General features: G+C 70.1%; 25 protein-coding genes and 1 riboswitch. Of the genes, 18 read left to right on the top strand and 7 right to left on the bottom strand.

What is annotated here, in order from left to right; all coding sequences use genetic code 11:
- Positions 1-3: 3 nt before the first annotated feature.
- Positions 4-555 carry an NUDIX hydrolase gene (locus AC07RM_RS35430; RefSeq protein WP_093342880.1) on the bottom strand — a complete coding sequence of 184 codons (552 nt, stop codon included), beginning with the start codon at positions 553-555 and terminating at the stop codon, positions 4-6.
- A gap of 21 nt (positions 556-576) precedes the next feature.
- Positions 577-1,278 (bottom strand): fumarylacetoacetate hydrolase family protein, encoded by a 702-nt coding sequence (locus AC07RM_RS35425; RefSeq protein WP_208509969.1) that lies wholly within the window; start codon positions 1,276-1,278, stop codon positions 577-579.
- Positions 1,279-1,450: 172 nt separating this feature from the next.
- Here AC07RM_RS35425 and AC07RM_RS35420 point away from each other — a divergent pair, with 172 nt between their 5' ends.
- From AC07RM_RS35420 to pgeF, 3 genes are read left to right on the top strand one after another with little or no spacing between them, the layout of a single operon-like run.
- Positions 1,451-2,368, top strand: a complete 918-nt coding sequence (locus AC07RM_RS35420; RefSeq protein WP_495337466.1) for a tetratricopeptide repeat protein — start codon at positions 1,451-1,453, stop codon at positions 2,366-2,368.
- A gap of 32 nt (positions 2,369-2,400) precedes the next feature.
- The gene (gene maiA / locus AC07RM_RS35415) at positions 2,401-3,039 is read left to right on the top strand and encodes a maleylacetoacetate isomerase (RefSeq protein ID WP_208509974.1); all 639 of its coding nucleotides are present in this window, start codon (positions 2,401-2,403) and stop codon (positions 3,037-3,039) included.
- Entirely contained in the window at positions 3,039-3,797 is a 759-nt protein-coding gene (gene pgeF, locus AC07RM_RS35410; protein ID WP_495316506.1) for a peptidoglycan editing factor PgeF, read from the top strand. Before maiA ends, pgeF begins: the two co-directional genes overlap by 1 nt.
- Here the strand turns inward: pgeF and AC07RM_RS35405 are convergent.
- Entirely contained in the window at positions 3,729-4,052 is a 324-nt protein-coding gene (locus AC07RM_RS35405) for a hypothetical protein (protein WP_495337465.1), read from the bottom strand. The two genes, pgeF and AC07RM_RS35405, sit on opposite strands and share 69 nt — an antisense overlap.
- 181 nt (positions 4,053-4,233) lie before the next feature.
- On the opposite strand from AC07RM_RS35405, the gene phaC reads away from it, so the two are divergent.
- Both phaC and AC07RM_RS35395 read left to right on the top strand, forming a co-directional pair.
- The gene (gene phaC / locus AC07RM_RS35400; RefSeq protein ID WP_495337464.1) at positions 4,234-6,003 is read left to right on the top strand and encodes a class I poly(R)-hydroxyalkanoic acid synthase; all 1,770 of its coding nucleotides are present in this window, start codon (positions 4,234-4,236) and stop codon (positions 6,001-6,003) included.
- A gap of 44 nt (positions 6,004-6,047) precedes the next feature.
- Complete coding sequence (locus AC07RM_RS35395) at positions 6,048-7,226, top strand: acetyl-CoA C-acetyltransferase (protein WP_057596639.1); 1,179 nt, start codon at positions 6,048-6,050, stop codon at positions 7,224-7,226.
- 25 nt (positions 7,227-7,251) lie between these two features.
- Here the strand turns inward: AC07RM_RS35395 and AC07RM_RS35390 are convergent, their stop codons facing one another.
- A complete protein-coding gene (locus AC07RM_RS35390) occupies positions 7,252-7,884 on the bottom strand; it encodes a glutathione S-transferase family protein (RefSeq protein ID WP_495337463.1) in 633 nt (210 codons plus the stop codon).
- Positions 7,885-7,912: 28 nt separating this feature from the next.
- Here AC07RM_RS35390 and yghU point away from each other — a divergent pair, with 28 nt between their 5' ends.
- Positions 7,913-8,794: a glutathione-dependent disulfide-bond oxidoreductase gene (gene yghU, locus AC07RM_RS35385; protein WP_208507522.1), complete on the top strand. Its 882-nt coding sequence runs from the start codon at positions 7,913-7,915 to the stop codon at positions 8,792-8,794.
- A 187-nt stretch (positions 8,795-8,981) separates the two neighbouring features.
- On the opposite strand, the gene AC07RM_RS35380 is transcribed toward yghU, so the two are convergent.
- Positions 8,982-9,890, bottom strand: a complete 909-nt coding sequence (locus tag AC07RM_RS35380; protein WP_495337462.1) for a LysR family transcriptional regulator — start codon at positions 9,888-9,890, stop codon at positions 8,982-8,984.
- Between the two features lie 147 nt (positions 9,891-10,037).
- On the opposite strand from AC07RM_RS35380, the gene AC07RM_RS35375 reads away from it, so the two are divergent.
- From AC07RM_RS35375 to AC07RM_RS35355, 5 genes are read left to right on the top strand one after another with little or no spacing between them, the layout of a single operon-like run.
- Complete coding sequence (locus AC07RM_RS35375; RefSeq protein ID WP_431512318.1) at positions 10,038-11,042, top strand: tripartite tricarboxylate transporter substrate binding protein; 1,005 nt, start codon at positions 10,038-10,040, stop codon at positions 11,040-11,042.
- Positions 11,043-11,061: 19 nt separating this feature from the next.
- Positions 11,062-11,949, top strand: coding sequence for an HTD2 family dehydratase (locus AC07RM_RS35370; protein ID WP_495337461.1), 888 nt, complete (start codon positions 11,062-11,064; stop codon positions 11,947-11,949).
- 28 nt (positions 11,950-11,977) lie between these two features.
- Positions 11,978-13,159, top strand: a complete 1,182-nt coding sequence (locus AC07RM_RS35365; protein ID WP_208507526.1) for a CaiB/BaiF CoA transferase family protein — start codon at positions 11,978-11,980, stop codon at positions 13,157-13,159.
- Positions 13,156-14,010 (top strand): HpcH/HpaI aldolase/citrate lyase family protein, encoded by an 855-nt coding sequence (locus AC07RM_RS35360; RefSeq protein WP_495337460.1) that lies wholly within the window; start codon positions 13,156-13,158, stop codon positions 14,008-14,010. Before AC07RM_RS35365 ends, AC07RM_RS35360 begins: the two co-directional genes overlap by 4 nt.
- Positions 14,011-14,069: 59 nt before the next feature.
- Positions 14,070-15,086: a tripartite tricarboxylate transporter substrate-binding protein gene (locus AC07RM_RS35355; RefSeq protein WP_208507527.1), complete on the top strand. Its 1,017-nt coding sequence runs from the start codon at positions 14,070-14,072 to the stop codon at positions 15,084-15,086.
- Positions 15,087-15,098: 12 nt separating this feature from the next.
- Here AC07RM_RS35355 and AC07RM_RS35350 read toward each other — a convergent pair whose 3' ends face one another.
- On the bottom strand, positions 15,099-15,632 hold the full coding sequence (locus AC07RM_RS35350) for a CinA family protein (protein ID WP_495337459.1): 534 nt from the start codon (positions 15,630-15,632) through the stop codon (positions 15,099-15,101).
- A 206-nt stretch (positions 15,633-15,838) separates the two neighbouring features.
- Here AC07RM_RS35350 and phbB point away from each other — a divergent pair, with 206 nt between their 5' ends.
- Entirely contained in the window at positions 15,839-16,576 is a 738-nt protein-coding gene (phbB, locus tag AC07RM_RS35345; protein WP_093342858.1) for an acetoacetyl-CoA reductase, read from the top strand.
- Positions 16,577-16,849: 273 nt separating this feature from the next.
- A complete protein-coding gene (locus AC07RM_RS35340; protein WP_495337458.1) occupies positions 16,850-18,592 on the top strand; it encodes a cation:proton antiporter domain-containing protein in 1,743 nt (580 codons plus the stop codon).
- Positions 18,593-18,598: 6 nt separating this feature from the next.
- On the opposite strand, the gene AC07RM_RS35335 is transcribed toward AC07RM_RS35340, so the two are convergent.
- The gene (locus AC07RM_RS35335) at positions 18,599-19,003 is read right to left on the bottom strand and encodes a hypothetical protein (RefSeq protein WP_495337457.1); all 405 of its coding nucleotides are present in this window, start codon (positions 19,001-19,003) and stop codon (positions 18,599-18,601) included.
- 254 nt (positions 19,004-19,257) lie between these two features.
- On the opposite strand from AC07RM_RS35335, the gene AC07RM_RS35330 reads away from it, so the two are divergent.
- The 5 genes from AC07RM_RS35330 (at position 19,258) to cobW (ending at position 25,620) form a co-directional block, all read left to right on the top strand.
- Positions 19,258-19,554, top strand: coding sequence for a hypothetical protein (locus AC07RM_RS35330; protein WP_281078545.1), 297 nt, complete (start codon positions 19,258-19,260; stop codon positions 19,552-19,554).
- A gap of 46 nt (positions 19,555-19,600) precedes the next feature.
- Positions 19,601-19,886, top strand: a riboswitch (cobalamin riboswitch).
- Positions 19,887-20,027: 141 nt separating this feature from the next.
- The gene (locus tag AC07RM_RS35325; RefSeq protein ID WP_495337456.1) at positions 20,028-22,223 is read left to right on the top strand and encodes a TonB-dependent receptor; all 2,196 of its coding nucleotides are present in this window, start codon (positions 20,028-20,030) and stop codon (positions 22,221-22,223) included.
- A 1-nt stretch (position 22,224) separates the two neighbouring features.
- The gene (locus AC07RM_RS35320; RefSeq protein ID WP_495337455.1) at positions 22,225-23,799 is read left to right on the top strand and encodes a PepSY domain-containing protein; all 1,575 of its coding nucleotides are present in this window, start codon (positions 22,225-22,227) and stop codon (positions 23,797-23,799) included.
- A gap of 70 nt (positions 23,800-23,869) precedes the next feature.
- Positions 23,870-24,547 (top strand): energy-coupling factor ABC transporter permease, encoded by a 678-nt coding sequence (locus AC07RM_RS35315; RefSeq protein WP_296797354.1) that lies wholly within the window; start codon positions 23,870-23,872, stop codon positions 24,545-24,547.
- 11 nt (positions 24,548-24,558) lie between these two features.
- Positions 24,559-25,620 carry a cobalamin biosynthesis protein CobW gene (cobW, locus tag AC07RM_RS35310; RefSeq protein WP_495337454.1) on the top strand — a complete coding sequence of 354 codons (1,062 nt, stop codon included), beginning with the start codon at positions 24,559-24,561 and terminating at the stop codon, positions 25,618-25,620.
- Position 25,621: the final 1 nt, after the last annotated feature.

The following is a 25,621-nucleotide window of genomic DNA, read 5'->3' as shown; positions in this document are numbered from 1 at the left end:
GGTTCAGACGATGTCGATCGTGTGGACGCGGTCGAAGCTGCCGCGGCGCCGATCCTCGAAGTAGTGCTGCAGCGCCTCGCGCACCGTGCGGAAGGCGATCTCGTCCCAGGGAATCTCCTCTTCGGCGAAGAGCTTCGCCTCGATGGTCTCGTGGCCGGGATCGAAGCGGTCGTCGAGCAGGCGCGCACGATAGAACAGGTGCACCTGTCCCACGCGCGGCACGCTCATCACGGCGAACAGGCCCTCGATCTCGAAATTCGCACCGGCTTCCTCGTCGGTCTCGCGTGCCGCGCCCTGGGCCGTGGTCTCCTCGAGCTCCATGAAGCCCGCCGGCAGCGTCCACTTGCCCCAGCGCGGCTCGATGTTGCGCTTGCACAGCAGCACCTTGTCGCCGAGCACGGGGATGGTCCCCACCACGTTGAGCGGGTTCTCGTAGTGGATCGTGTTGCAGGCCGGGCAGACGGCGCGTTCCTTGGTGTCGCCGTCGTCGGGCACGCGGTAGACCACCGCGGTGCCGCAGTTCTTGCAATGCTTGATGGGGATGCGCAGCAGCATGGGGCGGGCGTGCTCGCGGCCTCAGACGATCTTGACGGTCAGCACGGGCAGGCCGGCGACCTCGCCCACCAGCGTGTCGCCCGCGACCACCGCGGCCACCCCTTCGGGCGTGCCGCTGTAGATCAGGTCGCCGGGCTGCAGCTCCCAGGCGGCCGACAGGTGCTCGATGGTCTCGGCCACGTTCCAGATCAGCTTGCTCACGTTGCTGCGCTGGCGATCGCTGCCGTTCACCTGCAGCGAGATCTCGGCCTTCTCGGCGTCGCCGGCCTGCGCCACCGGCACGATCGGGCCGATCGGCGCGCTCTGCTCGAAGCCCTTGCCGATGTCCCAGGGGCGGCCCTGCTTCTTCATCTCGTTCTGCAGGTCGCGGCGGGTCATGTCCAGGCCCACGGCGTAGCCGAAGATGTGCTTGTGCGCGTCGGCGGCGGCGATGTTCTTGCCGCCGGTGCCGATCGCCACCACGAGTTCGATCTCGTGGTGCAGGTTCTTGGTCAGGGTGGGGTAGTCCACGGTGCCGGTCTGGCCGGCCTCGACCACCACGGCGGCGTCGGCGGGCTTCATGAAGAAGAACGGTGGTTCGCGGCCGGTGAAGCCCATTTCCTTGGCGTGATCTTCGTAGTTGCGGCCCACGCAGTAGATGCGGTGCACCGGGAAGCGGGCGGTCTGTCCGACGACGGGAACGGAAACGGTCGCAGGCGGGGCGAAGACGAACTCGGAGGCCATGGAAAAGTATCCTTTGGAGGCGAAGCGGGAGAGGGGGAAGCCGGCAGTGTGCCAGAGGCGCCGGCCGGCCGCCGGGCACCGGGGGCGGCCATCGGGGTATGCGGGCCGAGGTGCCGCGTTCAGGGCGCAGAATACGGCCCGTTTTCCGCCCCCGACCGCTTCGCTCCTCCCCATGCCCCTTCGATTCGGAAAAGCCGGCAAGGCCCAGGCCTGCAACGACCTCGGCAACACGCGCCAGGACGACGGCGACGAGGACGGCGCGCTGCAGGCCTATGCCGAGGCCAGCAGCCACCGTCCCGACTGGGCCGTGCCCTGGTACAACGCCGGCCTGATCCACAAGTACCGCGGCGACTGGGCCGCCTCGCTCGAGGCCAATGCGCGCGCAGTGCAGTGCGATCCGGGCAACGAGGGCGCGGTGTGGAACCTCGGCATCGCCGCCACCGCGCTCGGCGACTGGGCCACGGCGCGACGCGCCTGGCGCCTCTACGGCATTCCGCTGGCCGAGGGCGAGGGCCCGGTCGACCATTTCGCCGGCCTGACGCCGATCCGCGTGCATGGCGACGAGGCCAGCGAGGTGCTGTGGGCCGACCGCATCGATCCCGCGCGCGCCATCCTGCGCAACGTGCCGCTGCCGGGCTCGGGCCACCGCTACGGCGACCTCGTGCTGCACGACGGCGCGCCCAACGGCTACCGGCTGCACCAGGGGCGCGAGGTGGCGGTGTTCGATGCGCTCGCGCTGATCGCGCCTTCCGACTACGCCACCTTCGAGCTCTGGATCGAGGAGGCGTCGCAGGACGAGATCGACACCCTGATCGCGCGCTTCCACGCGGTGGGCGACGGCGCCGAGAACTGGAGCCTCGGCATCCGCATGCTGTGCGCGGCCTGTTCCGAGGGCCGGCCCTACGGCGACGGCGAGGGCCACGAACATCCGGCCGACCAGACCGTGGGCCCGCGCGGGCCCTGGCGCCTGGGCCTGGCCACGCGCGGGGAGGCCGCGGCGCGCGCCCTGCTCGACGACTGGCAGCGGGAACATCCCGCGGCCGCCCCGCGCGACCTGCGCTGCGTGCTTGCCGCAGCGCCCCGCTCATGAATCGCACCGACGCTATCCTCGAAACCATGACCATGAAGCTGCACAACTACTTCCGCTCCTCCTCCTCGTTCCGCGTGCGCATCGCGCTCGAGCTCAAGGGACTCGACTACGAATACATCCCCGTGCACATCGCGCGCGGCGAGCACCGCACCGGCCCGTACGCGGCGATCTCGGCCGACAAGCTGGTGCCGATGCTGGAGGACGAGGGCGAACGCTTCTCGCAGTCGCTGGCGATCATGGAGTACCTCGACGAGGTGCATCCCGAGCCGCCGCTGCTGCCGAGCGATCCCGCGGGCCGCGCCCACGTGCGCGCGCTGGCGCAATCGATCGCCTGCGAGATCCATCCGCTGAACAACCTGCGCGTGCTCAAGTACCTCGTGAAGGAACTCAAGCTCGACGAGGAAGCCAAGAACGCCTGGTACCGCCACTGGGTGCGCGACGGCATGCTGGCCTTCGAACGCCAGCTCGCGCTGCAGCCCGCCAGCACCTTCTGCTGGGGCGAGAAGCCCACGCTGGCCGACTGCTGCCTGGTGCCGCAGGTCTTCAACGGCCGCCGCTTCGACTGCGACTTCAGCGACCTGCCGCGCAGCATGGCCGCCTTCGACGCCTGCATGCAGCTCGACGCCTTCCAGCGCGCGCAGCCCTCGCAGTCGCCCGACGCGGAGGCCTGATGGCGCAGCCCTGGCTGGTGCCCGACTGGCCGGTGCCGGCCCATGTGCGCGCCGTCTGCACCACGCGCGAGGGCGGCGTTTCGCAGGGGCGCTATGCCAGCTTCAACCTCGGCGACCACGTCGGCGACGACCCGGCCCATGTCGCGGCCAACCGCGCGCGGCTGCGCGAGGCGATCGGCGCGCGGCCGGTGTTCCTGCAGCAGGTGCACGGCACGGGCGTGGTGTCGCTCGACGCGCCGGGCGTGGCCGACGGCACCGCGGCCGATGCCTGCACCGCCACGGTGCCGGGCGCGGCCTGCACGATCATGGTCGCCGACTGCCTGCCGGTGCTGTTCTGCGATACCGAGGGCCGGCGCGTGGCGGCCGCCCATGCGGGCTGGCGCGGGCTCGCGGGCGGCGTGCTGGAGCAGGCCTTCCGCGCCTTCGAGGACGACGGGCAATCCGGCGCTGATGTCATCGCCTGGCTCGGCCCCTGCATCGGCCCGTCGGCCTTCGAGGTCGGCGCCGAGGTCAAGGCCGCCTTCGAGGCCCATGCGCCCGAGGCCGCCGGCTGCTTCCGGCCGGGCGCCGCGCCGGGCAAGTGGCTGGCCGACCTGCCCGCCCTCGCGCGCCAGCGGCTGCGCGCGCTCGGCATCGAGCGGATCCACGGCAACGACGGCGGCGATGCCTGGTGCACCGTGCGCAATGCCTCAGGGTTCTTTTCGCACCGGCGCGACGGGGTCAGCGGGCGTTTCGCCGCGCTGGTCTGGAAGGTCTGAATGCCCGGCCCGCGCCGCCAGCTCCTCGGCGGCCGCGCGCCGTGCCGCCTCCTGCGCGGCCAGCTCCTTTTCCTTCAGCGCCCGCCGCCGCGCGGGCGTGCTCATCAGGTAAACCACCAGTGTCACGGGGGCGAGCCCGTACAGTAGAAAGGTGATGATGGCGCCGAGCACGGTGCCGGTGGTGTTGGTGGCCTCGGCCACCGCCATCATCAGCACCACGTAGAGCCAGCCGATCACGACGAGATGAATGAACATGGGAAAAGGAGAGCGGGGCGAACGAAAGAGGAAGTAAAGCGTGTTTCCACACCGGCCGTGCGATGACGGCCACCGGGGTCCGGGCCGCGCCGGCGCGGCGTTGTGAGCGTCTTGCGAATGCAGCATACTCAAACGACGCAAAGCCATCCGGATCGATTTCAGGCGAGGAGCAGGAGACACCATGACGAAAGCAACGGGGGCCGACGCGTTCGAACCCTTTCAACAGGCGCTCACCCAGGGGTGGCGCAAGGCGCTGGAGTCCTTCCAGCAGCCGGCCGGGCAGGGCGCCTGGACCGGCAATGGCAAACCGCTGTGGCAGATGCCCGAAATGCCCGGCATCCCCGGCATGCCCCCCCTGGGCACGATGCCGGAGTTGCCCAAGTTCTCGATCGATCCCGCGGCACTGCAGGCCATCCAGCAGCAGTACCTCGCGGAAGCCACCGCGCTCTGGGGGCAGGGCTTCGGCGCCAAGCCCGAGGGCGACCGGCGCTTCGCCGGCGAGGCCTGGAGCGGCAACCCGCTGTCGGCCTTCTCGGCCGCGATCTACCTGCTCAACGGCCGCACGCTGCTGAAGATGGCCGAGGCCATCGATGCCGACGAGAAGACCAAGGCGCGGCTGCGTTTCGCGGTCGAGCAGTGGATGGCGGCCTCGTCGCCGAGCAATTCGCTGGCCTTCAATGCCGAGGCGCAGAAGAAGGCCATCGACACCCAGGGCGAGAGCATCGCCAAGGGCATCCAGAACCTGCTGCACGACGTGCGCCAGGGCCACCTGAGCATGACCGACGAGAGCGCCTTCGAAGTGGGACGCAACGTCGCCACCACCGAGGGCGCGGTGGTGTTCGAAAACGCATTCTTCCAGCTGCTCGAGTACAAGCCGCTGACCGCCAAGGTCTACGAGCGCCCGTTCCTGCTGGTGCCGCCGTGCATCAACAAGTTCTACATCCTCGACCTGCAGCCCGAGAACTCGCTGATCCGCTATGCCAACGAGCAGGGCCACCGCGTGTTCGTGGTGAGCTGGCGCAATCCCGACGAGTCGCTCGCGCAGGCCACCTGGGACGACTACATCGAGCAGGCCGCGATCGAGGCCATCCACCGCGTGCAGGAGATCAGCGGCAGCCCGCAGATCAACACGCTGGGCTTCTGCGTCGGCGGCACCATCCTGTCGACCGCGCTCGCGGTGCTGGCCGCGCGCGGCGAGAAGCCGGCCGCCTCGGTCACGCTGCTGACCACCTTCCTCGACTTCAGCGACACCGGCATCCTCGACATCTTCGTCGACGAGCCCATGGTGCAGTACCGCGAGATGCAGCTCGGCAAGGGCGGCCTGCTGCCCGGCGGCGACCTGGCCTCCACCTTCAGCTTCCTGCGTCCCAACGACCTGGTCTGGAACTACGTGGTGGGCAACTACCTCAAGGGCGAGACCCCGCCGCCCTTCGACCTGCTCTACTGGAACAGCGACGCCACCAACCTGCCGGGCCCGTTCTACGCCTGGTACCTGCGCAACACGTACCACGAGAACAAGCTGGCCGAGCCCGACGCGCTCACGGTCTGCGGCGAGAAGATCGACCTGCGACGCATCGACATCCCGGCCTATATCTACGGCTCGCGCGAGGACCACATCGTGCCGATCGGCGGCGCCTACGCCTCGACCCAGATCCTGCCGGGCAAGAAGCGCTTCGTGATGGGCGCCTCGGGCCACATCGCGGGCGTGATCAACCCGCCGGCCAAGAACAAGCGCAGCCACTGGATCCGCGCCGACGGCAAGCTGCCGAAGACGCAGGCCGAATGGCTGGCCGGCGCGCAGGAGCATCCGGGCAGCTGGTGGACCGATTGGTCCCAGTGGCTCAAGGGCCACGCGGGCAAGCAGATCCCCGCGCCCAAGACCTACGGCAAGGGCAAGGCCTACCAGGCCATAGAGCCCGCGCCAGGCCGCTACGTCAAGGCCCGGGCCTGACGCCCCGCATCCCCGAATTTCAAATCACCTCAACGGAGAACCTCATGGAAGACATCGTCATCGTTTCGGCCGCGCGCACCGCCGTCGGCAAGTTCGGCGGCTCGCTCGCCGGCATCGCGGCCACCGAACTGGGCGCCATCGTCATCAAGGAAGTGATCGCGCGTGCCAACCTCACGCCCGAGCAGGTCGGCGAAGCCATCATGGGCCAGGTGCTCGCGGCCGGTGCCGGCCAGAACCCCGCGCGCCAGGCGTGGCTCAAGAGCGGCGGCGCCAAGGAGACGCCCGCGCTCACGATCAACGCCGTCTGCGGCTCGGGCCTGAAGGCCGTGATGCTCGCGGCCCAGGCCGTGGCCACGGGTGACAGCGACATCGTCGTGGCCGGCGGCCAGGAGAGCATGAGCCTCGCGCCGCACGTGCTGCCGAACTCGCGCAACGGCCAGCGCATGGGCGACTGGAAGCTGGTCGACACCATGATCGTGGACGGCCTGTGGGACGTCTACAACCAGTACCACATGGGCATCACGGCCGAGAACGTGGCCAAGAAGTACGGCATCGACCGCGCCGCGCAGGACGAACTGGCGCTCGCCAGCCAGACCAAGGCCGCCGCCGCGCAGGACGCCGGCAAGTTCAAGGACGAGATCGTTCCCGTCACCATCCCGCAGAAGAAGGGCGACCCGGTCGTCTTCGACAAGGACGAGTTCATCAACCGCAAGACCAGCGCCGAAGGCCTGGCCGGCCTGCGTCCCGCCTTCGACAAGGCCGGCGGCGTGACCGCGGGCAATGCCTCGGGCCTGAACGACGGCGCCGCCGCCGTGCTCGTGATGACCGCCAAGAAGGCGGCCGCCCTCGGCCTCAAGCCGCTGGGCCGCATCGCCAGCTACGCCACCGCCGGCCTCGACCCCGCGATCATGGGCATGGGCCCGGTGCCGGCCTCGACCAAGGCGCTGCAGCGCGCCGGCTGGAAGGCCGCCGACCTCGACCTGCTCGAGATCAACGAAGCCTTCGCCGCGCAGGCCTGCGCCGTGAACAAGGAAATGGGCTGGGACATCAACAAGGTCAACGTCAACGGCGGCGCCATCGCCATCGGCCATCCGATCGGCGCGTCGGGCTGCCGCATCCTGGTGACGCTGCTGCACGAGATGCAGCGCCAGAACGCCAAGAAGGGCATCGCCTCGCTGTGCATCGGCGGCGGCATGGGCGTGGCGCTCACCATCGAGCGCTGACCCCTCGGCGCGCCGTCGTCGTCGCTCAGAGCGACATCGACGGCCGCTGCGCCATCGCCGCGCGCCAGCGCACCAGCTCGGGGTGCCGTTCCCCGGGCTTCACGCGCACGATGCGCGCGAAATCCACCGCCACCACGGCGGTGATGTCGGCCAGGCTGAAGCGGTCGGTCGCGATGAACTCGCGGCCGGCCAGCCGGTCGTTCAGCGTCTCGAAGAAATGCTGCACCCGCGCCAGCCCGCGCTGCGCGAGCTCGGGGATCTGCGCGTAGTTCACCGGGCCCGGCAGCGCACGGTCGGCCATGGCCGGCGAGCCGTTGCGCAGGGTCTCGGCGATCGCCAGCAGGCCCTCGAATTCCACGCGCCAGTTCCAGCTCGCGACCTCGGCCTTCTCGGCCGGCGTGCGGCCCATCAGCGGCGGCTCGGGATGGCGCGCCTCGGCCCAGGCCGCGATGGCGGCGTTGTCGGTCAGCAGGCCGTCTTCGGCGGTGCGCAGCGCCGGTACCGTGCACTGCGGATTGATCGCGCGGTAGGCCGCGCCCATTTGCTCACCACGAACCAGGTCGACCTGCACCGTCTCGTGGGCAATGCCCTTCTCGGCCAGCAGGATGCGCGCGCGGCGCGGACTCGGCGCCGTGGCGCAGTCATAGAGAATGATCATCGTCTGTCCAACTCCTGGAACTCATTGCATGAATGGCACGACCGCCTATACGCCGCCCACCGTCTGGTCCTGGAACAAGGAAAGCGGCGGCCGCTTCGCGAACATCAATCGCCCGATCGCGGGTGCCACCCATGAGAAGGACCTGCCGGTGGGGCGGCATCCGCTGCAACTCTATTCGCTGGCGACGCCCAATGGCGTGAAAGTGACGGTGATGCTTGAGGAACTGCTGGCGCTGGGCCACGCGGGCGCCGAGTACGACGCCTGGCTGATCCGCATCAGCGAGGGCGACCAGTTCGGCAGCGGCTTCGTGGCCGTCAATCCCAACTCCAAGATTCCCGCGCTGCTGGACCGCAGCGGCGCCACGCCGATCCGCGTCTTCGAGTCGGGCGCGATCCTGCAGTACCTGGCCGAGAAGTTCGGCAATGCCTTCCTGCCGACCGAGCGCGCGGCGCGCGCCGAATGCCTGTCGTGGCTGTTCTGGCAGATGGGCAGCGCGCCCTACCTGGGCGGCGGCTTCGGCCACTTCTATGCTTACGCGCCGACCAAGATCGAGTACGCGATCGACCGCTTCGCGATGGAGGTCAAGCGCCAGCTCGACGTGCTCGATCGCCGGCTGGCCGAGAGCCGCTACCTCGCGGGCGACGACTACACCATCGCCGACATCGCGGTCTGGCCCTGGTACGGCGCGCTCGCCAAGGGGCAGCTCTACGAATCGGGCGAGTTCCTGCAGGTGAGCGAATACAGGAACGTGCTGCGCTGGAACGACGAGATCGCGCAGCGCCCCGCGGCTCAGCGCGGCCGCATGGTCAACCGCGCCTGGGGCCAGCCCGAGAGCCAGCTGCACGAGCGCCACGACGCGGGCGACTTCCAGACCCGCACGCAGGACAAGCTCGGCGCCAACCCGGGCTGAGCCTGTTGATCTTGTACACCGCCCGTTTTTTGAGCAAAGTGTGGAATCCCTTTATAAAACAACGACTTAAATTCGTTTTACAAGGCTCCACATGAGTTGTCCCCAAAGTTGTGCACAGAAAGTGGGGATGAAGCGGCGGAACTCAGGAGTCGCGCGCAAGTAGGCGCAGTCCCACGGAAAAGCGCTCTCAGGCGCCGGCCGCATCGGCCGCGTAATGGCGGCACAGCGTGTCCACCAGCGCCTGCGCATACACCGGCAGCGCCGCGCGTTCGCGCACCAGCAGGTAACGCTCGCGCACGCACCAGGTGTCGCTGAGCTCGATCAGCGCGAGCTTCATGCCCTCCTGGTTGCGGCGCGCGGCCGACTCGGGCACGACGCCGATGCCCACGCCGCTGCCGATCATCCGGCACATGGCGTCGAAACTGCCGAGCTGGATGCGCAGCTTCTGGCGCTTGCCGATGCGGTCCGTGACCTGCCCCAGGAAGGCCTGCAAGGTGCTGCCCTGCTGCATGCCGATGGCGTCCTCGTCGAGCGTCTCGGCGAAGGCGATGGTGCGCAGGTGCGCGAAGCGGTGCTGGCGCGAGGTCACGAGCACCAGCCGGTCGGTGCTGAAGTGGATCGATTCCAGGCCCAGGGTGTCGACGCTGCCCGCGACGATGCCGATGTCGGCGCGCCCGTCGCGCACGCCGCGCGGGATCTGAGCGTTCGGTTTTTCCTGAAGGTCGACGTTGATGCGCGGATTGGCGGCGAGGAAGGCCGGCAGGATCTCGGGCAGGAAGTCGGTCACGGCCGTGGTGTTGGCGAACACGCGCAGGTGGCCGCGCAGGCCGCCGCCGTATTCGAGCAGGTCGCTGCGCAGCTGGTCGGTCTGGTTCAGCAGCAGCCGTGCGTGGTGCAGGAAGGCCTCGCCCGGCGGCAGCAGGCGCACGCCGCGCGCTTCGCGCTGCAGCAGCTGCAGGCCGGCCTGGTTCTCGAGCGCCTTGATGCGGGCGCTCGCCGCGGCCAGCGACAGGTGCTGCCGGTCGGCCGCGCGCGTGAGGCTGCCGAGCTCGGCCGTGGCCACGAACAGGCGCAGGTCGGTGAGGTCGAAAAGCATGGCCCGATGGTAGCAAGCGACCGCGAGGCTTCGGCAAGACCGAAGGCTGGGTTCCGAAATCGGAGATTGCGCCGAGGTGGAGGCGCGGCGCACCATGCCGCCATGGCCGGGGAGCACCGCGGCCCTTACAACACACCGGAGACAGGCATGGGTTCTCGCGCAACGGCGCTTTCTTCTTCTCTTTTCTCGTGGTTCGCCGCGGCATCGATCGCCGTGCTGTCGGCCGGCGCCTCGGCGCAGCCAGCGGCCAGCACCTATCCCACGCGCCCCGTCACCTTGATCGTGCCGCAGGCCGCGGGCGGCACCAACGACATCGTCGGCCGGCTCGTGGGCCAGAAGCTCGGCGAGCTGCTCGGCGTCGGCGTGGTGGTCGACAACCGCCCCGGCGCGGGCGGCAACATCGGCACCCAGCTCGCGGCCAAGGCACCGAAGGACGGCCAGACCCTGCTGATGACCATCAGCAGCAGCCAGGCGATCAACCCCGCGCTCTACCGCAATCCCGGCTTCGATCCCGAGAAGGACTTCAAGCCCGTGGGCCTGATCGGCGCCGTGCCCAACGTGCTGCTGGTCAACCCCGGCTTCGCCGCCAAGACCCTGCCCGAGCTGCTGGCGCTCGCGCGGCAGAAGGGCGCGCACTACCAGTACGCCTCGGCCGGCAACGGCACGCTCAACCACCTGCTCGGCGAGATGCTCAACAGCATGGCCGGCCTCTCGCTCGAGCACGTGCCCTACAAGGGCGTGGCACCGGCCATCAACGACGTGCTCGGCGGCCAGTTGCCGATCGTGTTCGCGAGCCTGCCCTCGGCGCTGCCGCACATCAAGGCCGGCAAGCTGCGCGCGCTGGCCGTCAGCGGCGCGAAGCGCTCGCCGGCATTGCCCGACGTGCCCGCCATCGCCGAGGCCGTGCCGGGCTACGACGGCACCCTGTGGATCGGCCTGTTCGCGCCTGCCGGCGTGCCGAGCGAGGTGCTCGCGAAGCTGCAGGACACCATGCACAAGGCGCTGGCCGCGAAGGACCTGCGCGAGAAGCTCGAGCAGCAGGGCGTGGAGGTCGCGCCGCCGACCTCGCCCGAGCAGTTCGCGGCGCTGCTGCACGACGACCTCGGCAAGTGGGCGCGCATCGTCAAGCAATCGGGCGCCTCGGTCGATTGACCCGGATTCAGGAGAACGGATGACCCCACACGACACCCCCGCCATCGACGCCGCCGCGCTCGCCGGCCTGCAGGCCTGGCAGGGCCGCAGCGAAAGCCTGCACGACCAGATCGTCGCGAGCCCGGTGCGCGCGCTCTCGGCCACGCTCGACCGCGACGATCCCGCGCCGACCGCCGGCGCGCCGCTGCCCGCGCTGTGGCACTGGCTCTATTTCCTGCCGCACCACCGCCAGTCCGAGATCGGCCCCGATGGCCATGCGAAGCGCGGCGGCTTCCTGCCGCCGGTGCCGTTGCCGCGCCGCATGTGGGCCGGCGGCCGGCTGCGCTGGGAGGCCGGCAATCCGCTGGCCGTGGGCGACACGGTGGAGCGGCGCTCGACCATCGTCTCGGTCGAGCACAAGACCGGCCGCAGCGGCGAGCTGGTGTTCGTGCTGGTGCGCCACGAGGTGCACAACGCGCGCGGCCTCGCGCTGACCGAGGAACACGACATCGTCTACCGCGCCGCGCCGCAACCCGGCGAGGCCGCGCCGGCGCCTAAGGCCGCGCCGAAGGACGCCGCCTTCAGCCGCGACATCGTGCCCGACGACGTGCTGCTGTTCCGCTATTCGGCGCTGACCTTCAACGGCCACCGCATCCACTACGACCGGCGCTACGTCACCGAGGTCGAGGGCTATCCGGGCCTGATCGTGCACGGCCCGCTGATCGCGACCCTGCTGGTCGACCTGCTGCGCCGACACACGGGCGACGCACCGCTCGCGCGCTTCGAGTTCCGCGCCGTGCGGCCCACCTTCGACATCGCGCCGTTCCGCGTGCATGGCAAGCCCGGCGCCGACGGCAAGAGCTTCGCACTCTGGGGCGAGGACGCCGAGGGCTGGCTCACGATGCAGGCCACCGCGGTGCTGGCCTGAGCTTCTTCTTTTCTCGGGAAATCAAGCAATGACAAGACCCCTCGACGGGATCACGGTGGTGTCGCTCGAACATGCGATCGCGGCGCCTTTCTGCACCCGCCAGCTCGCCGACCTCGGCGCGCGCGTCATCAAGGTGGAGCGCCCGGGCGTGGGCGACTTCGCGCGTGCCTACGACCAGCGCGTGGCCGGCGAGGCCTCGCACTTCGTCTGGGTCAACCGCTCGAAGGAAAGCATCTCGCTCGACCTCAAGCAGCCCGCCGCGCTCGAGGTGCTGCAGGAACTGGTGGCCGGCGCCGACGTGCTGGTGCAGAACCTCGCGCCGGGCGCCGCGGCGCGCATGGGGCTGGGCGCGCCAGCGTTGCAGGCGAAATATCCGCGGCTGGTCGTCTGCGACATCTCGGGCTATGGCGAGGACGGCCCGTACCGCGACAAGAAGGCCTACGACCTGCTGATCCAGAGCGAGGCCGGCTTCCTCTCGGTCACCGGCACGCCCGAGGAGCCCTGCAAGTCGGGCAACTCCATCGCCGACATCGCCGCGGGCATGTATGCCTACACCGGCATCCTGGCCGCGCTGCTCCAGCGCGGCAAGACCGGCAAGGGCTCGCACATTGACGTCTCGATGCTCGAGTCGCTGGCCGAGTGGATGGGCTTCCCGATGTACTACGCCTACCAGGGCGCGACGCCGCCGCCGCGCAGCGCCGCCTCGCACGCCACCATCTATCCCTACGGCCCGTTCCCCGCGGGCGACGGCGGCACGGTGATGCTGGGGCTGCAGAACGAGCGCGAGTGGAAGCTGTTCTGCGAGAAGGTGCTGCTGCAGCCCGCGCTGGCCACCGACGCGCGCTTCGACAGCAATGCGCGGCGCAACGAACACCGCGAGGAGCTGCGCGCCATCATCGTCGGCCTGTTCGGCGCGCTGAGCACCGCCCAGGTGCTCGAGCGCCTCGATGCCGCCCAGATCGCCAATGCGCGCATGAACGACATGGCCGGGCTCTGGGCGCATCCGCAGCTGCAGGCGCGCGAGCGCTGGCGCCAGGTGGACTCGCCGGCCGGGCCCATTCCCGCGCTGCTGCCGGCCGGGCGCCAGAGCGCCTTCGACTACCGCATGGACGCCATCCCCGCCGTGGGCGAGCACACCGACGCGATCCTGCGCGCGCTGGGCCGCAGCGAGGAACAGATCGCGGCGCTGCGCGAGGCCAAGGCCGTATGAGCGCCCAGGCCCTGGGGCTCGCGCGCACCTTCCTGTTCGTGCCGGCCGACCGGCCCGAGCGCCATGCGCGCGCGCTGGCCAGCGGCGCGGGCGCGGCCATCGTCGACCTCGAGGACGCCGTCGCGCCCGAGCGCAAGGCCGCCGCGCGCGAGGCCCTGCCCGGGGTCTTCGCCGCGCTGCCCGCGGCCGACCGCGCGCGCCTGCTGCTGCGCATCAACGCGCCCGGCACGCCCTGGCATGACGACGACCTCGCGCTGGTCGCGCGGCTCGCCGCGGCGCGCGCCATCGCGGGCGTGGTGCTGCCCAAGGCCGAAGGCGCCGACCAGTTGGCGCAGCTGGCCGAGGCCGCCGGCCCCGACGCCGTGCTGGTGCCGCTGATCGAATCGGCCGCGGGCCTCGCGGCCATCGATGCGATCGCCGCCGCGCCCCAGGTGCTGCGGCTGGCCTTCGGGCACCTCGATTTCCAGGCCGACCTCGGCATGGCCTGCGACGCGCAGGAGGCCGAGCTGGTGCCGGTGCGGCTCGCGCTGGTGCTGGCCTCGCGCCGCGCCAACCTGGCCGCGCCCATCGACGGCATCGCGACCGACTGGCGCGACGCCGAGCGGCTCGCGGCCGAGGCGGCGCGCGCGCGGCGCGGCGGCTTCGGCGCCAAGCTCTGCATCCATCCCGCGCAGGTCGCCCCGGTGCATGCGGCGCTCGGGCCCGGCGCCGAGGAACTGGCCTGGGCGCGGCGCGTGGTCGAGGCCGTGGCGCAGGCCGGCGGCGGGGTCGTGAACCTCGACGGCCGCATGGTCGACGCGCCGGTGGTCAGGCTCGCGCAGCGCCTGCTCGCGCTCGATGCGCAGGCCTGAGCCTTCCCAGGACATTCATTCGTTCATCAACCCAAGGCAAGAAGAAGGAGACAAGAGACATGAATGCATCGAACCCCGCGCGCCAGCGCCGCCCCCTGCGCCTCGCCGCGGCCGCCGCCCTGGCCATCGGCCTCGTGGCCGCGCCCTGGAGCGCCTCGGCCCAGGGCGCCTGGCCCGACAAGCCGATCGTGATGGTGGTGCCGTACTCGGCCGGCGGCCCCACCGACGTGGTGGCGCGGATGCTCGCCGTGCCCATGGGCAAGTCGCTGGGCCAGACGGTGGTGGTCGAGAACACGGTGGGCGCGGGCGGCACCATCGCGCCGACGCGCGTGGCCAAGGCCGCGCCCAACGGCAACACCATCCTGATCCACCACATGGGCATGGCGACCGCGCCCGCGCTCTACAAGAAGCTCAACTACGACCCGCTCAAGGACTTCGAGTACATCGGCCAGGTGATGGACGTGCCGATGACCCTGCTGTCGCGCAAGGACTTCCCGGCCAACAACTTCCAGGAGCTGCTGACCTACGTGAAGGCCAACCGCGACAAGGTCTCGCTCGCCAATGCCGGCATCGGCGCGGTCTCGCAGCTGTGCGGCATGCTGTTCGCGCACCAGATCGGCGTGCAGCTCACGACCGTGCCCTACAAGGGCGCCGGCCCCGCGCTCAACGACCTGATGGGCGGGCAGGTCGACCTGCTGTGCGACCAGACCACGCAGACCGCGCCGGTGATCAAGGACGGCACGCGCGTGAAGGTGTTCGGCGTGACCACGCCCAAGCGGCTGTCGAGCATGCCCAATCTGCCCACGCTCGACGAGCAGGGCCTGAAGGGCTTCGACGTGAAGGTCTGGCACGGCATCTACGCACCCAAGGGCACGCCGCCGGCGGTGCTCGAGAAGCTCAACGTCGCGCTGCGCGCGGCCTTGCAGGACGACATGGTGAAGCAGCGGCTGGCCGAGCTGAGCTCGGAGATCGTGCCGCTCGACAAGCAGACGCCCGAGGGCCTGCGTACCCATCTGGTGGCCGAGATCGACAAGTGGGGCAAGGTGATCAAGGCGGCCGGCGTCCAGGCCGACTAAGGCATGAGGTAGTCAGCCCGCGCGCAGCACCTGCTCGAACAGCGCGAGCAGGTGGCGCGCGAACAGGTCCATGTTCGCGGGCCGGTCGTTGCCGCCGGTCTCGATGGTGCGGCTCCGGGACACCGAGTCCGGCCCGCCGACCACCGCGAGGCACACCCGCCCGGGCGGATCGCCATAGGGGCTGCCCGAGGGACCGGCCGCGCCGCTCTCAGCGATGCCCCAGCCCGAATGGTGGTTGTCGCGCACGCGCTGCGCCACCAGCAAGGCATAGGGCTCGGTCTCGCCGCGCAGGCCGGTCATGTCCTCGGCCGTGAGCCCGAGCAGCGCGCGGCCCGCACGCCGCGAATAGACCACCGCGCCGCCACGGAAGTAGGCCGAGGCACCGGGGATCGCGAGCAGCGCGGCCGACACCAGGCCACCGGCCGAGGACTCGACCACCGCCACCGTCTCGCCGCGCTCGCGCAGCAACGCACCGACGCGCGCGGCGAGCACCGCGAGCGGCTCAGGGTTTGCCGCCTCGGGACTTACGCTGAGATCGCCATTCATACTTTGGAACTCCTTCGAAACGAAGCGAACGCAAGAGCGTATCTGCCCGCGTGGAGAATGGATGGAACGCCGTACCGCGAATACATCGTGACACCCGATAAACACGGCGGGTCAGTGTTTTTCCCGAGACGGAGGGTGGTCCGAAACTCGCTAGAGTGAAGGCGGCCGTTCAAAGGCTTTCGACAAGTACACACAAGGAATTTCTCATGAGCAAGAAAGTTGCATATGTCACTGGAGGCATGGGTGGCATCGGAACAGCCATCTGCCAGCGTCTCCACAAGGACGGCTTCCGCGTCGTCGCCGGTTGCGGTCCCACCCGCGACTATTCGAAGTGGCTGGCCGAACAGAAAGCCCTGGGCTTCGAGTTTCACGCCTCGGTCGGCAATGTCGGCGACTGGCAATCCACGGTCGAGGCCTTCTCGGCCGCGAAGGCGGCGCACGGCGCCATCGACGTGCTGGTCAACAACGCCGGCATCACGCGCGACCGCATGTTCCTCAAGATGACGCCCGAGGACTGGAGCGCGGTCATCGAGACCAATCTCAACAGCATGTTCAACGTCACCAAGCAGGTGGTGGGCGACATGGTCGAAAAGGGCTGGGGCCGCATCATCAACATCAGCTCGGTCAATGGCGCCAAGGGCCAGGCGGGCCAGACCAACTATTCGGCGGCCAAGGCCGGTATGCACGGCTTCACGATGGCGCTGGCGCAAGAGCTCGCGGGCAAGGGCGTGACGGTCAACACCGTGAGCCCCGGCTACATCGGCACCGACATGGTGAAGGCCATCCGCCAGGAAGTGCTCGACAAGATCGTCGCCACGATCCCGGTCAAGCGCCTGGGCGAGCCGAGCGAGATCGCTTCCATCATCGCGTGGCTGGCCACCGACGAGGGCGGCTACTCGACCGGTGCCGACTTCTCGGTCAACGGCGGCCTGCACATGCACTGAGCGAGCTTCGCGAGAAAACACAAACCCGCTTCGGCGGGTTTTTTCATGCCCGCAGCTTCCCAAGCGGACCACCGGAGCGCAGCGCCTCCCGTGCACAGGGCACCGGGTACTCCCCGCAGCGAAATCAAGGAGGAGCCCGAAGGGCGGGGGACATTCGCGGAGGGGAGTACCCGGTGTCCTGTGCACGCGCCCCGAAAGAACAAACCCCGAGAAATGCAACCGCCTTGCATACGTGTAATGAACGATCCCCCCACGTTCCTGCAAAATCGGCCGATGCCCCACAGCGTCTCACTCATCAACACGATCGCCGCCGGCCTCGGCCTGGCCCTGGTGTTCGGCTTTCTCGCCGCGCGCCTTCGCCTGCCGGCGCTGGTCGGCTACCTGCTGGCCGGCGTCATCATCGGTCCCTTCACGCCCGGCTTCGTGGCCGATGCCGGCATCGCCGCGCAGCTGGCGGAGATCGGCGTGATGCTGCTGATGTTCGGCGTGGGGCTGCATTTCTCGCTCGACGACCTGCTGGCCGTGCGCAAGATCGCGCTGCCCGGTGCGCTGGCGCAGATCACCGTGGCCACGCTGCTCGGTGGCGGGCTCGCGCTGTGGTGGGGCTGGAACCTGGGTGCCGCGCTGGTGTTCGGGCTGGCACTGTCGGTCGCGAGCACCGTCGTGCTGCTGCGCGCGCTCGAGAGCCTGGGCATCCTCGATTCCTTCACCGGCCGCGTCGCCGTCGGCTGGCTGGTGGTCGAAGACCTCGCCATGGTGCTGGTGCTCGTGCTGCTGCCCCCGCTCGCCGAAACCCTCGGCGGCCGCGCCGCCGGCACCGATGCCTCGCCGCTGTGGCAGACCCTGGGCCTCACGCTGCTGCAGGTCGGCGGCTTCGTCGCCCTGATGCTGATCGTCGGGCGCCGCGTGTTCCCGTGGATCCTCTGGCAGGTCGCGCGCACCGGCTCGCGCGAGCTGTTCACCCTGTGCGTGGTGGCCGCCGCCGTCAGCATCGCCTTCGCCTCGGCCGCGCTGTTCGGCGTCTCCTTCGCGCTCGGCGCCTTCTTCGCCGGCATGGTGATGCGCGAGTCGCAGTTCAGCCACCGCGCCGCCCAGGAATCGCTGCCGCTGCGCGACGCCTTCGCCGTGCTGTTCTTCGTCTCGGTCGGCATGCTGTTCGATCCCTCGGTGCTGATCGAGCGCCCGCTGCAGGTGCTGGCCGTGGTGCTGGTCATCGTGCTGGGCAAGTCGCTCGCGGCCTCCGCGCTGGTGCTGGTGCTGCGCTATCCGCTGGCCACCGCGCTCACCGTCAGCGCCAGCCTGGCGCAGATCGGCGAGTTCTCGTTCATCCTCGTGGGCCTGGGCGTCTCGCTCGGGCTGATGCCCGCCGAGGGCCAGAGCCTGATCCTGGCCGGCGCGCTGATCTCCATCGCCACCAATCCGCTGTGGTTCAGCCTGATCGCGCCGCTGCAGAAATGGCTGCACGCCCATTCCTCGTTCGCGCGCCGCCTCGAGGCGCGCGACGACCCGCTGGCCGAACTGCCGATGAGCACCGAGGCGCGCTACCTCTCGCGCCAGGTGGTGCTGGTCGGCTACGGCCGGGTCGGGCGTCGCATCGCGGCCGAGCTCAAGGCGCACGACATCCCCTACGTGGTGGCCGAGCAGAACCGCGAGCTGGTCGAGAAGCTGCGCGAGGAGGGCGGTGCCGCCGTCTATGGCGACGCGGCCGATCCCGCCGTGCTGATCCAGGCCCACATCGCGCGCGCCCGCGTGCTGGTGGTGGCCACGCCGGCCGCGCTCAACGTGCGGCAGATGATCGAGACCGCGCGCACCCTCAACCCCAGCATCGAGACCGTCATCCGCAGCCACAACGAAGCGGAAGCCGATCTGCTCACGCGCGAGGTCTCGGCCACCGTGTTCCTCGGCGAGCACGAGCTGGCGCAGGCGATGGCGCGCGACGTGGTGCACCGCGCCGTGGCGCCGCCCGCGCCCCATGGCGCGAACGGCGCGCCCACCGTGCCGGGCGCGCCGGCCTAACGCGGCTCAGAGGTCCTCGATCACCAGCATGCGATAGCGCTGGGCGATCGAGTACGGCACCGTGCGCACCACCTCCATCATGCGTTCGGCATCCTCCTGTTCCTCGGTGCGCACCAGCAGCGCCGTGTGGCCTTCGCGCGCCAGCTTGGTGTAGGCACGCACCGTCGCGCCCTCGGTGCCCGCGGAGGGCAGGGGGTTGTCCGCATCGGCCACCGTGGGCGTGATCTCGGCCAGCACCGTCCGGGGCGGCAGCAGGAAGATGTCGTCTGCGCTCACGCCCTGCTCGACGAGCTGGCGGCCGATGCGCTCGGCGTCCTCGGCGCTCGCGAACATCACCACCGAGTAACCGGTGGGATAGAACGCGCCGCCGATGGTCGCTCGCATCGAGGGATCCAGGGTGAATCGCTTCATGGGGCCTCCTGTCGTCTGGGCTTGCGGCGTGCCGCGGGTGTTTGATCCATGGGCAAAACTTAGGTCGCGCACCAACGCCCGCCTGTAGGAGAAGCCCGGAAGCTGGGAACGGTGGGCGCCACCGTCTGCCGCAGGAAGCACACAGGGTTTTCGCCGGCGGTGAACGTGATGAAGTGCCCGCGCGTTGTGACAGGGCGTGTCTACGATCCCGGCGCTGCGCCGCTTTCGCCAACGCCCACCTTCCAGAGCTTCGCGTGAACACCATCCCCGCCACCCTGTCGCCGTCGCCCCGCAACCTCGCGCTGACCGTCCACGAGCTGGAGCCCGGCGAGTTCTACTGGGTGCTGATGGAGGCGGTCGACGATGCCGCGGGCGAGGGCGCGGTCCATTCCTACCTGCCGCTCGAGGCCGCTATCGAGCCGCATTCCAGCTATTCCAATGCGCTGGTGGCCGGCGTCAGCGTGCTGCGCCGGCTGTTCGGCACCGAAGGCCCGGGCCGGCCGCAGGACACCCGAACGCCGGACGTCCCCGGCGGCACCCGCTCCCTATAATCCCCGCCGTTCGGTGCAGTCTTTCTTCTAAAAGCAAAGACCGCACCGGCACCACGGTTCGAAGGTGCCCCGCCAGCCATGCATGCCATGGCCACGGGGTTAAACGGGAAGCAGGTGCGACGCGTCGGTTCACGGATCGACGCCTCCATTCCTGCGCTGCCCCCGCAACGGTCAGCGGATCTGGAAGTCCTCACGCCATGCCCCCAGGGCATCGGCAGCCACTGCGCCCCCAAGGCGTGGGAAGGCGAGGGCTTCCGCAACGGCGCTGCAGTTTCGACTGCGCGCCGCTGCGCTCCGCGAGCCCGGATACCGGCCTTCGTCACCGCCTCGGACGCTGCGGGAGTGCGTGTCCGGGCCGCCGGCCGGCGAAGCGCTTGCTTTTCCCGCCGCCGGTCCCGGCCATCGATTGACTTCCCGCCGTGTCCACGTTCGGTCAGAGAACCTGCGGGGACGCGGGTCGGAGGAGAAGTCACATGGATCACGCATCGCCGTCGGGCGATCGCACGGGCGCGGCCGGCCGCCGCCCGCACCGCCACCGGGGTCGCCCCGCCGCCCGCCGCCTCGGCGGCATGTCCGCCGCGATCGGCCTGGCCTTCGGCGCCGGCAGCGGCTTCGCGCAGCAGGCCGCCCCCAGCCTGCCGCCGGTGCAGGTCGAGGCCGGCGCCCAGGCCGCGCTGTCGCTCGCCGAGCCCACGCAGACCGGCAGCCGCCTCGGCCTCACGCCGCTCGAGACGCCCGCCAGCATCGAGGTGCTGACCGGCGAAACCATCCGCGCGCGCGGCGACGTCTCCGTCATCGACGCCGCCACCCGCGCCACCGGCATCACGGGTTCGCCCGCGCCGGGCAACGGCGGCACCTCGATGGCCGCACGCGGCTTCTCGGGCCATGGCTCGGTGATGCAACTGTTCGACGGCACGCGGCTGTTCGCGGGCGCGGGCACCGTCACCTTCCCGTTCGACACCTGGTCGGTCGACCGCATCGAGGTGCTGCGCGGCGCGGCCTCGGTCATGTACGGCGAAGGCGCGATCGGCGGCGCGATCAACGTGGTGCCCAAGAAGCCCACGCGCGGACCGATCCACAACGAGGCGCTGCTGAGCTACGGCTCCAACGCCACGCGCCAGGCCGCCTTCGGCAGCGGCGGCGCGATCAACGACAAGCTTTCGTACCGCTTCGACATCAGCCACCGCGCCACCCACGGCTTCATGGCGCGCGGCGAGGGCGAGAGCCTGGCCGTCGGTGGTGCGCTGCGGCTGGACGTCTCGCCCGAGCTGCAGTTCACCCTGTCGCACGACGAGGGCCGCCAGTCGCCACAGCGCTACCAGGGCGTGCCGCTGATCGACGGGCGCCTCGACGGCCGGACCCTGCACCAGAACTACAACGTCGACGACGCCGAGCTCAAGTACGACGACAAGTGGACCCGCCTCGACGCGCTGTGGACGCCCAGCGATGCCGTCACCGTGCACAACCAGCTCTACCGGCTCGCGAGCCAGCGCCATTGGCGCAACAGCGAGACCTATACCTTCAATGCCGCCACGCGCCGCGTGACGCGCGGCGACTACCTCGAGATCGGCCACGACCAGGAGCAGGTCGGCAACCGCACCGACGCCACCTTCCGCCATGAACTGTTCGGCATGAAGAACCAGGTGCTGGTGGGCTTCGACGTGAACCGCATCGACTTCCTGAACTCGAGCGACTCGCCCTACGGCGGCCGCTCGGTGGTCGATCCCTTCGTCTTCCTGCCCGGCTACTACCAGTCGCCGTCGCCCTACCTGCCGCGCTATCGGACCCGCACCAGCACCTACGCCGTGTTCGCCGAGGACAAGCTGGCCTTCGACGAGCGCTGGTCGCTGGTCACCAGCCTGCGCTGGGACCATGCCAAGGTGGCGCGCACCGACCTGGCCAACGCGGCCAACAGCCTCACGAAGACCTTCGAGTACGCCACCGGCCGCATCGGCGCGGTGTATGCGCCCGATGCCTCGCAGTCCTTCTATGCGCAGCTGGCGCACGCGGCCGACCCGCTGACCTCGCTGATCAGCACCTCGACCACGCAGGCGCCGTTCGACCTCAGCACCGGCAACCAGGTCGAGGTGGGCTACAAGCGCCAGCTGGCCGACAACCGCGGCGCCTGGACCGTGGCCGCCTACCGCATCGAGAAGAAGAAGCTGCTGTCGCGCGACCAGAACAACCCCACCGTCTCGCAGCAGGTCGGCAAGCAGTCGTCCGAGGGCATCGAGGCCACGCTCGACCTCGCGCTGACGTCCACGCTGCGGCTCGAGGCCAATGCGGCCAAGCTGCGCGCGCGCTACGACGACTTCAACGAGGTCGTGAGCGGCCGGCTGGTCTCGCGCGCCGGCAACACGCCGTTCGGCGTGCCCGAGGAAGCGGCCAACGTGTTCCTGCACTGGCATTTCCTGCCGCAGTGGGAGGCCGAGTTCGGTGTGCGCTACGTCGGTTCGCGCCAGGTCGACGCGGCCAACTCGCGCAAGATCGGCTCCTACACCGTGGCCGACGCCTCGGTGAGCTGGCAGGCGAACAAGTCGCTCAAGCTCGCGCTGCGCGGCTACAACCTCGGCGACCGCCGCTATCCGCTGTCGTTCTCGAACAGCGGCAACCAGTGGCTGCTGGGCCGTCCGCGCTCCTTCGAGCTGTCGGCGCTGGTGAACTTCTGAGATGACGCACGCCGCGCGCCGCGCCCGCGCCCGCGCCGACCGCACTGCCTGGCAGCGCGCGTGGCCGCTCGTGCGCCACTGGCTCTACTGGACCCACCGCTGGCTCGGCATCGGCGGCTGCCTGCTGTTCGTCATGTGGTTCGTCTCGGGCGTGGTGATGATGTACGTGGGCTATCCCACGCTCACCGAGGCCGAGCGGCTCGCGGGGCTGCGCGCGCTCGACGTCGGCCAGGCCAGGGTCTCGCCCGTGGCCGCGCTCGAGGCCCTGCCCGAAGCAGCGCGCCAGCAGCCGCCGCGCCGCGTCGCGCTCGAGATGCAGGGCGGTGCGCAGCCGCAGCCGGTGTGGCGCATCGTTGATGCGCGCGGCGGCCGGCATGCGGTGTCGGCGCGCGATGGCCGATTGCTGGCCGGCACTGACGCCGCGCAGGCCGAGGCCGTGGCGCGCGACTTCTCGGGCCAGCCCGGCGCGCGCTGGGCCGAGACGCTCGAGCGCGACCAGTGGACCGTGCCGCAGGGCCTCAACCCGCTGCGCCCGCTGCACCGCATCGAACTGAACGACGCGGCGGGCACCGAGCTCTACGTGTCGGCGCGCACCGGCGAGGTGGTGCGCGACACCACGCGCTCCGAGCGCTTCTGGAACTGGCTCGGCTCGGTGCCGCACTGGATCTACTTCACGCCGCTGCGCGCCGACCCGCCACTGTGGCACGACGTGGTGGTGTGGCTCTCGGCCGCCTGCATCGTCTCGGCCGTGACCGGCATCGTGATCGGCATCCTGCGTCTCCGGCTGCGCCGGCGCTTCCGCAACGGCGCAGTCACGCCCTACACCGGCTGGATGGCCTGGCACCACATCGCGGGCCTGGTCGGCGGCTTCTTCGTGCTGACCTGGATCGTGAGCGGCTGGCTCTCGATGAACCCGAACCGCTGGTTCGAGCGCAACCCGGTCGACGCGGCCGCGATGACGCGCTACACCGGCGGCGAGATATCGACCTTTCCGTGGCCGCCCGCCACGCTGCCGGCAGGCGAGGGCGCAGCGGCACCGCGCGAGGCGCTGCTGCAATGGTTCGACGGCCGGCCGCTGCTGCAGCTGCGCGATGCGAAGGCGCGCGTGTGCGTGGTCGATGCCGCGAGCGGCGCGCCGGCTTCGATCGCGCGCGAGGACATCGTGCGCGCGGCCGCCCGGCTGCGGCCCGGCGCCACGGTGAGCGAGGCCGTGCTGCAGACCGACTACGACTTCCACTGGTACGGCCACCACCGCGAGCGCGTGCTGCCGGTCTGGCGCCTCGCGTTCGACGACCCCGCGCGCACCCGGCTCTACATCGACCCCGCGAACGGCCAGCTGGCCGGCAGCAGCGACCGCAACGCGCGGCTGCGGCGCTGGCTGTTCAATGCGGCCCACAGCCTCGACTTCCCCTGGCTGATCCAGTACCGGCCGGCCTGGGACCTGGTGGTGTGGCTGCTGTCGATCGTCGGTGCCGTGGCCTCGGCCAGCGGCGTGGTGATCGGCTGGCGCCGGCTGCGGCCGCGCTCGCGTTCTCCCACCGCGACGCTCGCGCGGCGCCTGCCGCAACGTTCATGACGCGGACCTGCCATCGCGGGTCCATGATCCAATCCACTTTCGCACTGCGGTGCCATCCAGGAGCTGTCCCATGCACATCGAACCCGGTCTCGTCGACGGATCCAAGATCTTTCTCAGCTATGCCACCGGCGCCGCGGCGCTCGCCTACACCGGCAAGGTGGCTTTCGACACCCTGCTGAAGGACGGCCTGGCCGCCCTGGCATTGCGCTCGGCGATCGCCGTGGCGCTGGTGTTCTGCTTCTTCGAAGTGCTGCCGCACCACCCGGTGGGTGTGTCCGAGGTGCACCTGATCCTCGGCACCACCTTGCTGCTGGTGTTCGGGCTCGCGCCCGCGGCCATCGGCCTGGCGGGCGGGCTGCTGGTGCAGGGCCTGTTCTTCGAGCCGCAGGACCTGCCGCAGTACGGCATGAACGTCACGACCCTGCTGGTGCCGCTGTTCGCCACGGCCGTGCTCGCGCGCCGCATCATTCCCGAGAAGCTGGCCTATGTGGACATCGGCTACCGCGAGGCCTTCAAGCTGTCGGTCGCCTACCAGGGCGGCATCGTGGTGTGGGTCGGCTTCTGGGCGCTCTACGGCCGCGGCACCGGGCTCGCGAACCTCGGCGAGATCGCCAGCTTCGGCGCCGCCTACATGACGGTGGTGCTGGTCGAGCCGCTGGTCGACCTCGGCGTGCTCGCCGGTGCCAAGGCCTGGCGTCGGCTGCAGGGCTCGGCCTTCGTCGAACGTCGCCTCTACACCGGCGCCTGAAAGAAATCTCCATGACCACCAGCAACGCAAAAATCCCCGTCACCATCGTCACGGGCTTCCTCGGCAGCGGCAAGACCACCTTGATGCGCCACATCCTCGGCAATGCCGAGGGCCGCCGCATCGCGGTGATCGTCAACGAGTTCGGCGAGCTCGGCATCGACGGCGAGATCCTGCGCGGTTGCGGCATCGGCTGCGACGACGAGGGCAACGAGCGCGAGGGCGCGCTCTACGAACTCGCCAACGGCTGCGTCTGCTGCACCGTGCAGGAGGAATTCCTGCCCGTGATGCTGCAGCTCGCCGAGCGCCGCGACCAGCTCGATGCCGTGCTGATCGAGACCTCGGGCCTGGCGCTGCCCAAGCCGCTGGTGCAGGCCTTCCAGTGGCCCGACATCGCCAACGTCTTCACCGTCGACTCGGTCGTGACCGTGGTCGACGGCCCGGCCGCCGCGGCGGGCCAGTTCGCCGAGAACCCGGTGGCGGTCGACGCGCAGCGCCGCGCCGATCCCAACCTCGACCACGAGTCGCCGCTGCACGAGCTGTTCGAGGACCAGCTCTCGGCCGCCGACCTGGTGGTGCTCAACAAGGCCGACCTGCTCGACGAGGCCGCGCGCGCGCGCGTCGAGGCGCTGGTGCGCGAGGAGCTGCCGCCCGAGGTCAAGATCGTGACGGCCACCGAGGGCAAGCTGCCGCTCGCGTTGCTGCTGGGCCAGGGCCGCGCCGCCGAGACCACCATCCACCTGCGCGAGAGTCACCACGACCACGAGGAAGACCACGACCACGACGAGTTCGACTCGCTCGTGATCGACCTGCCTGCGATGGACCGCGAGCGGCTGCTGGCCGCGCTGGCCGCGCTGGTCGAGCGCCACACCATCTACCGCGTGAAGGGCTTCGTCGCCGTGCCGGGCAAGCCGATGCGCCTGCTGGTGCAGGGCGTGGGCCGGCGCTTCGACCACCACTTCGACCGCCGCTGGCGCGACGGCGAGGCGCCCCGCACGCAGCTGGTCTTCATCGGCGAGGACCTGAACGAGGCCGCGCTGCGCGAGGTGCTCGAGGGCGCGGCGCTGCCGGCCTGAC

The organism is Variovorax sp. GW821-FHT09B05, assembly GCF_059418265.1.
The sequence above is the reverse complement of the archived record's forward strand: the minus strand, read 5'-3'. Positions and strand labels throughout refer to the sequence as shown.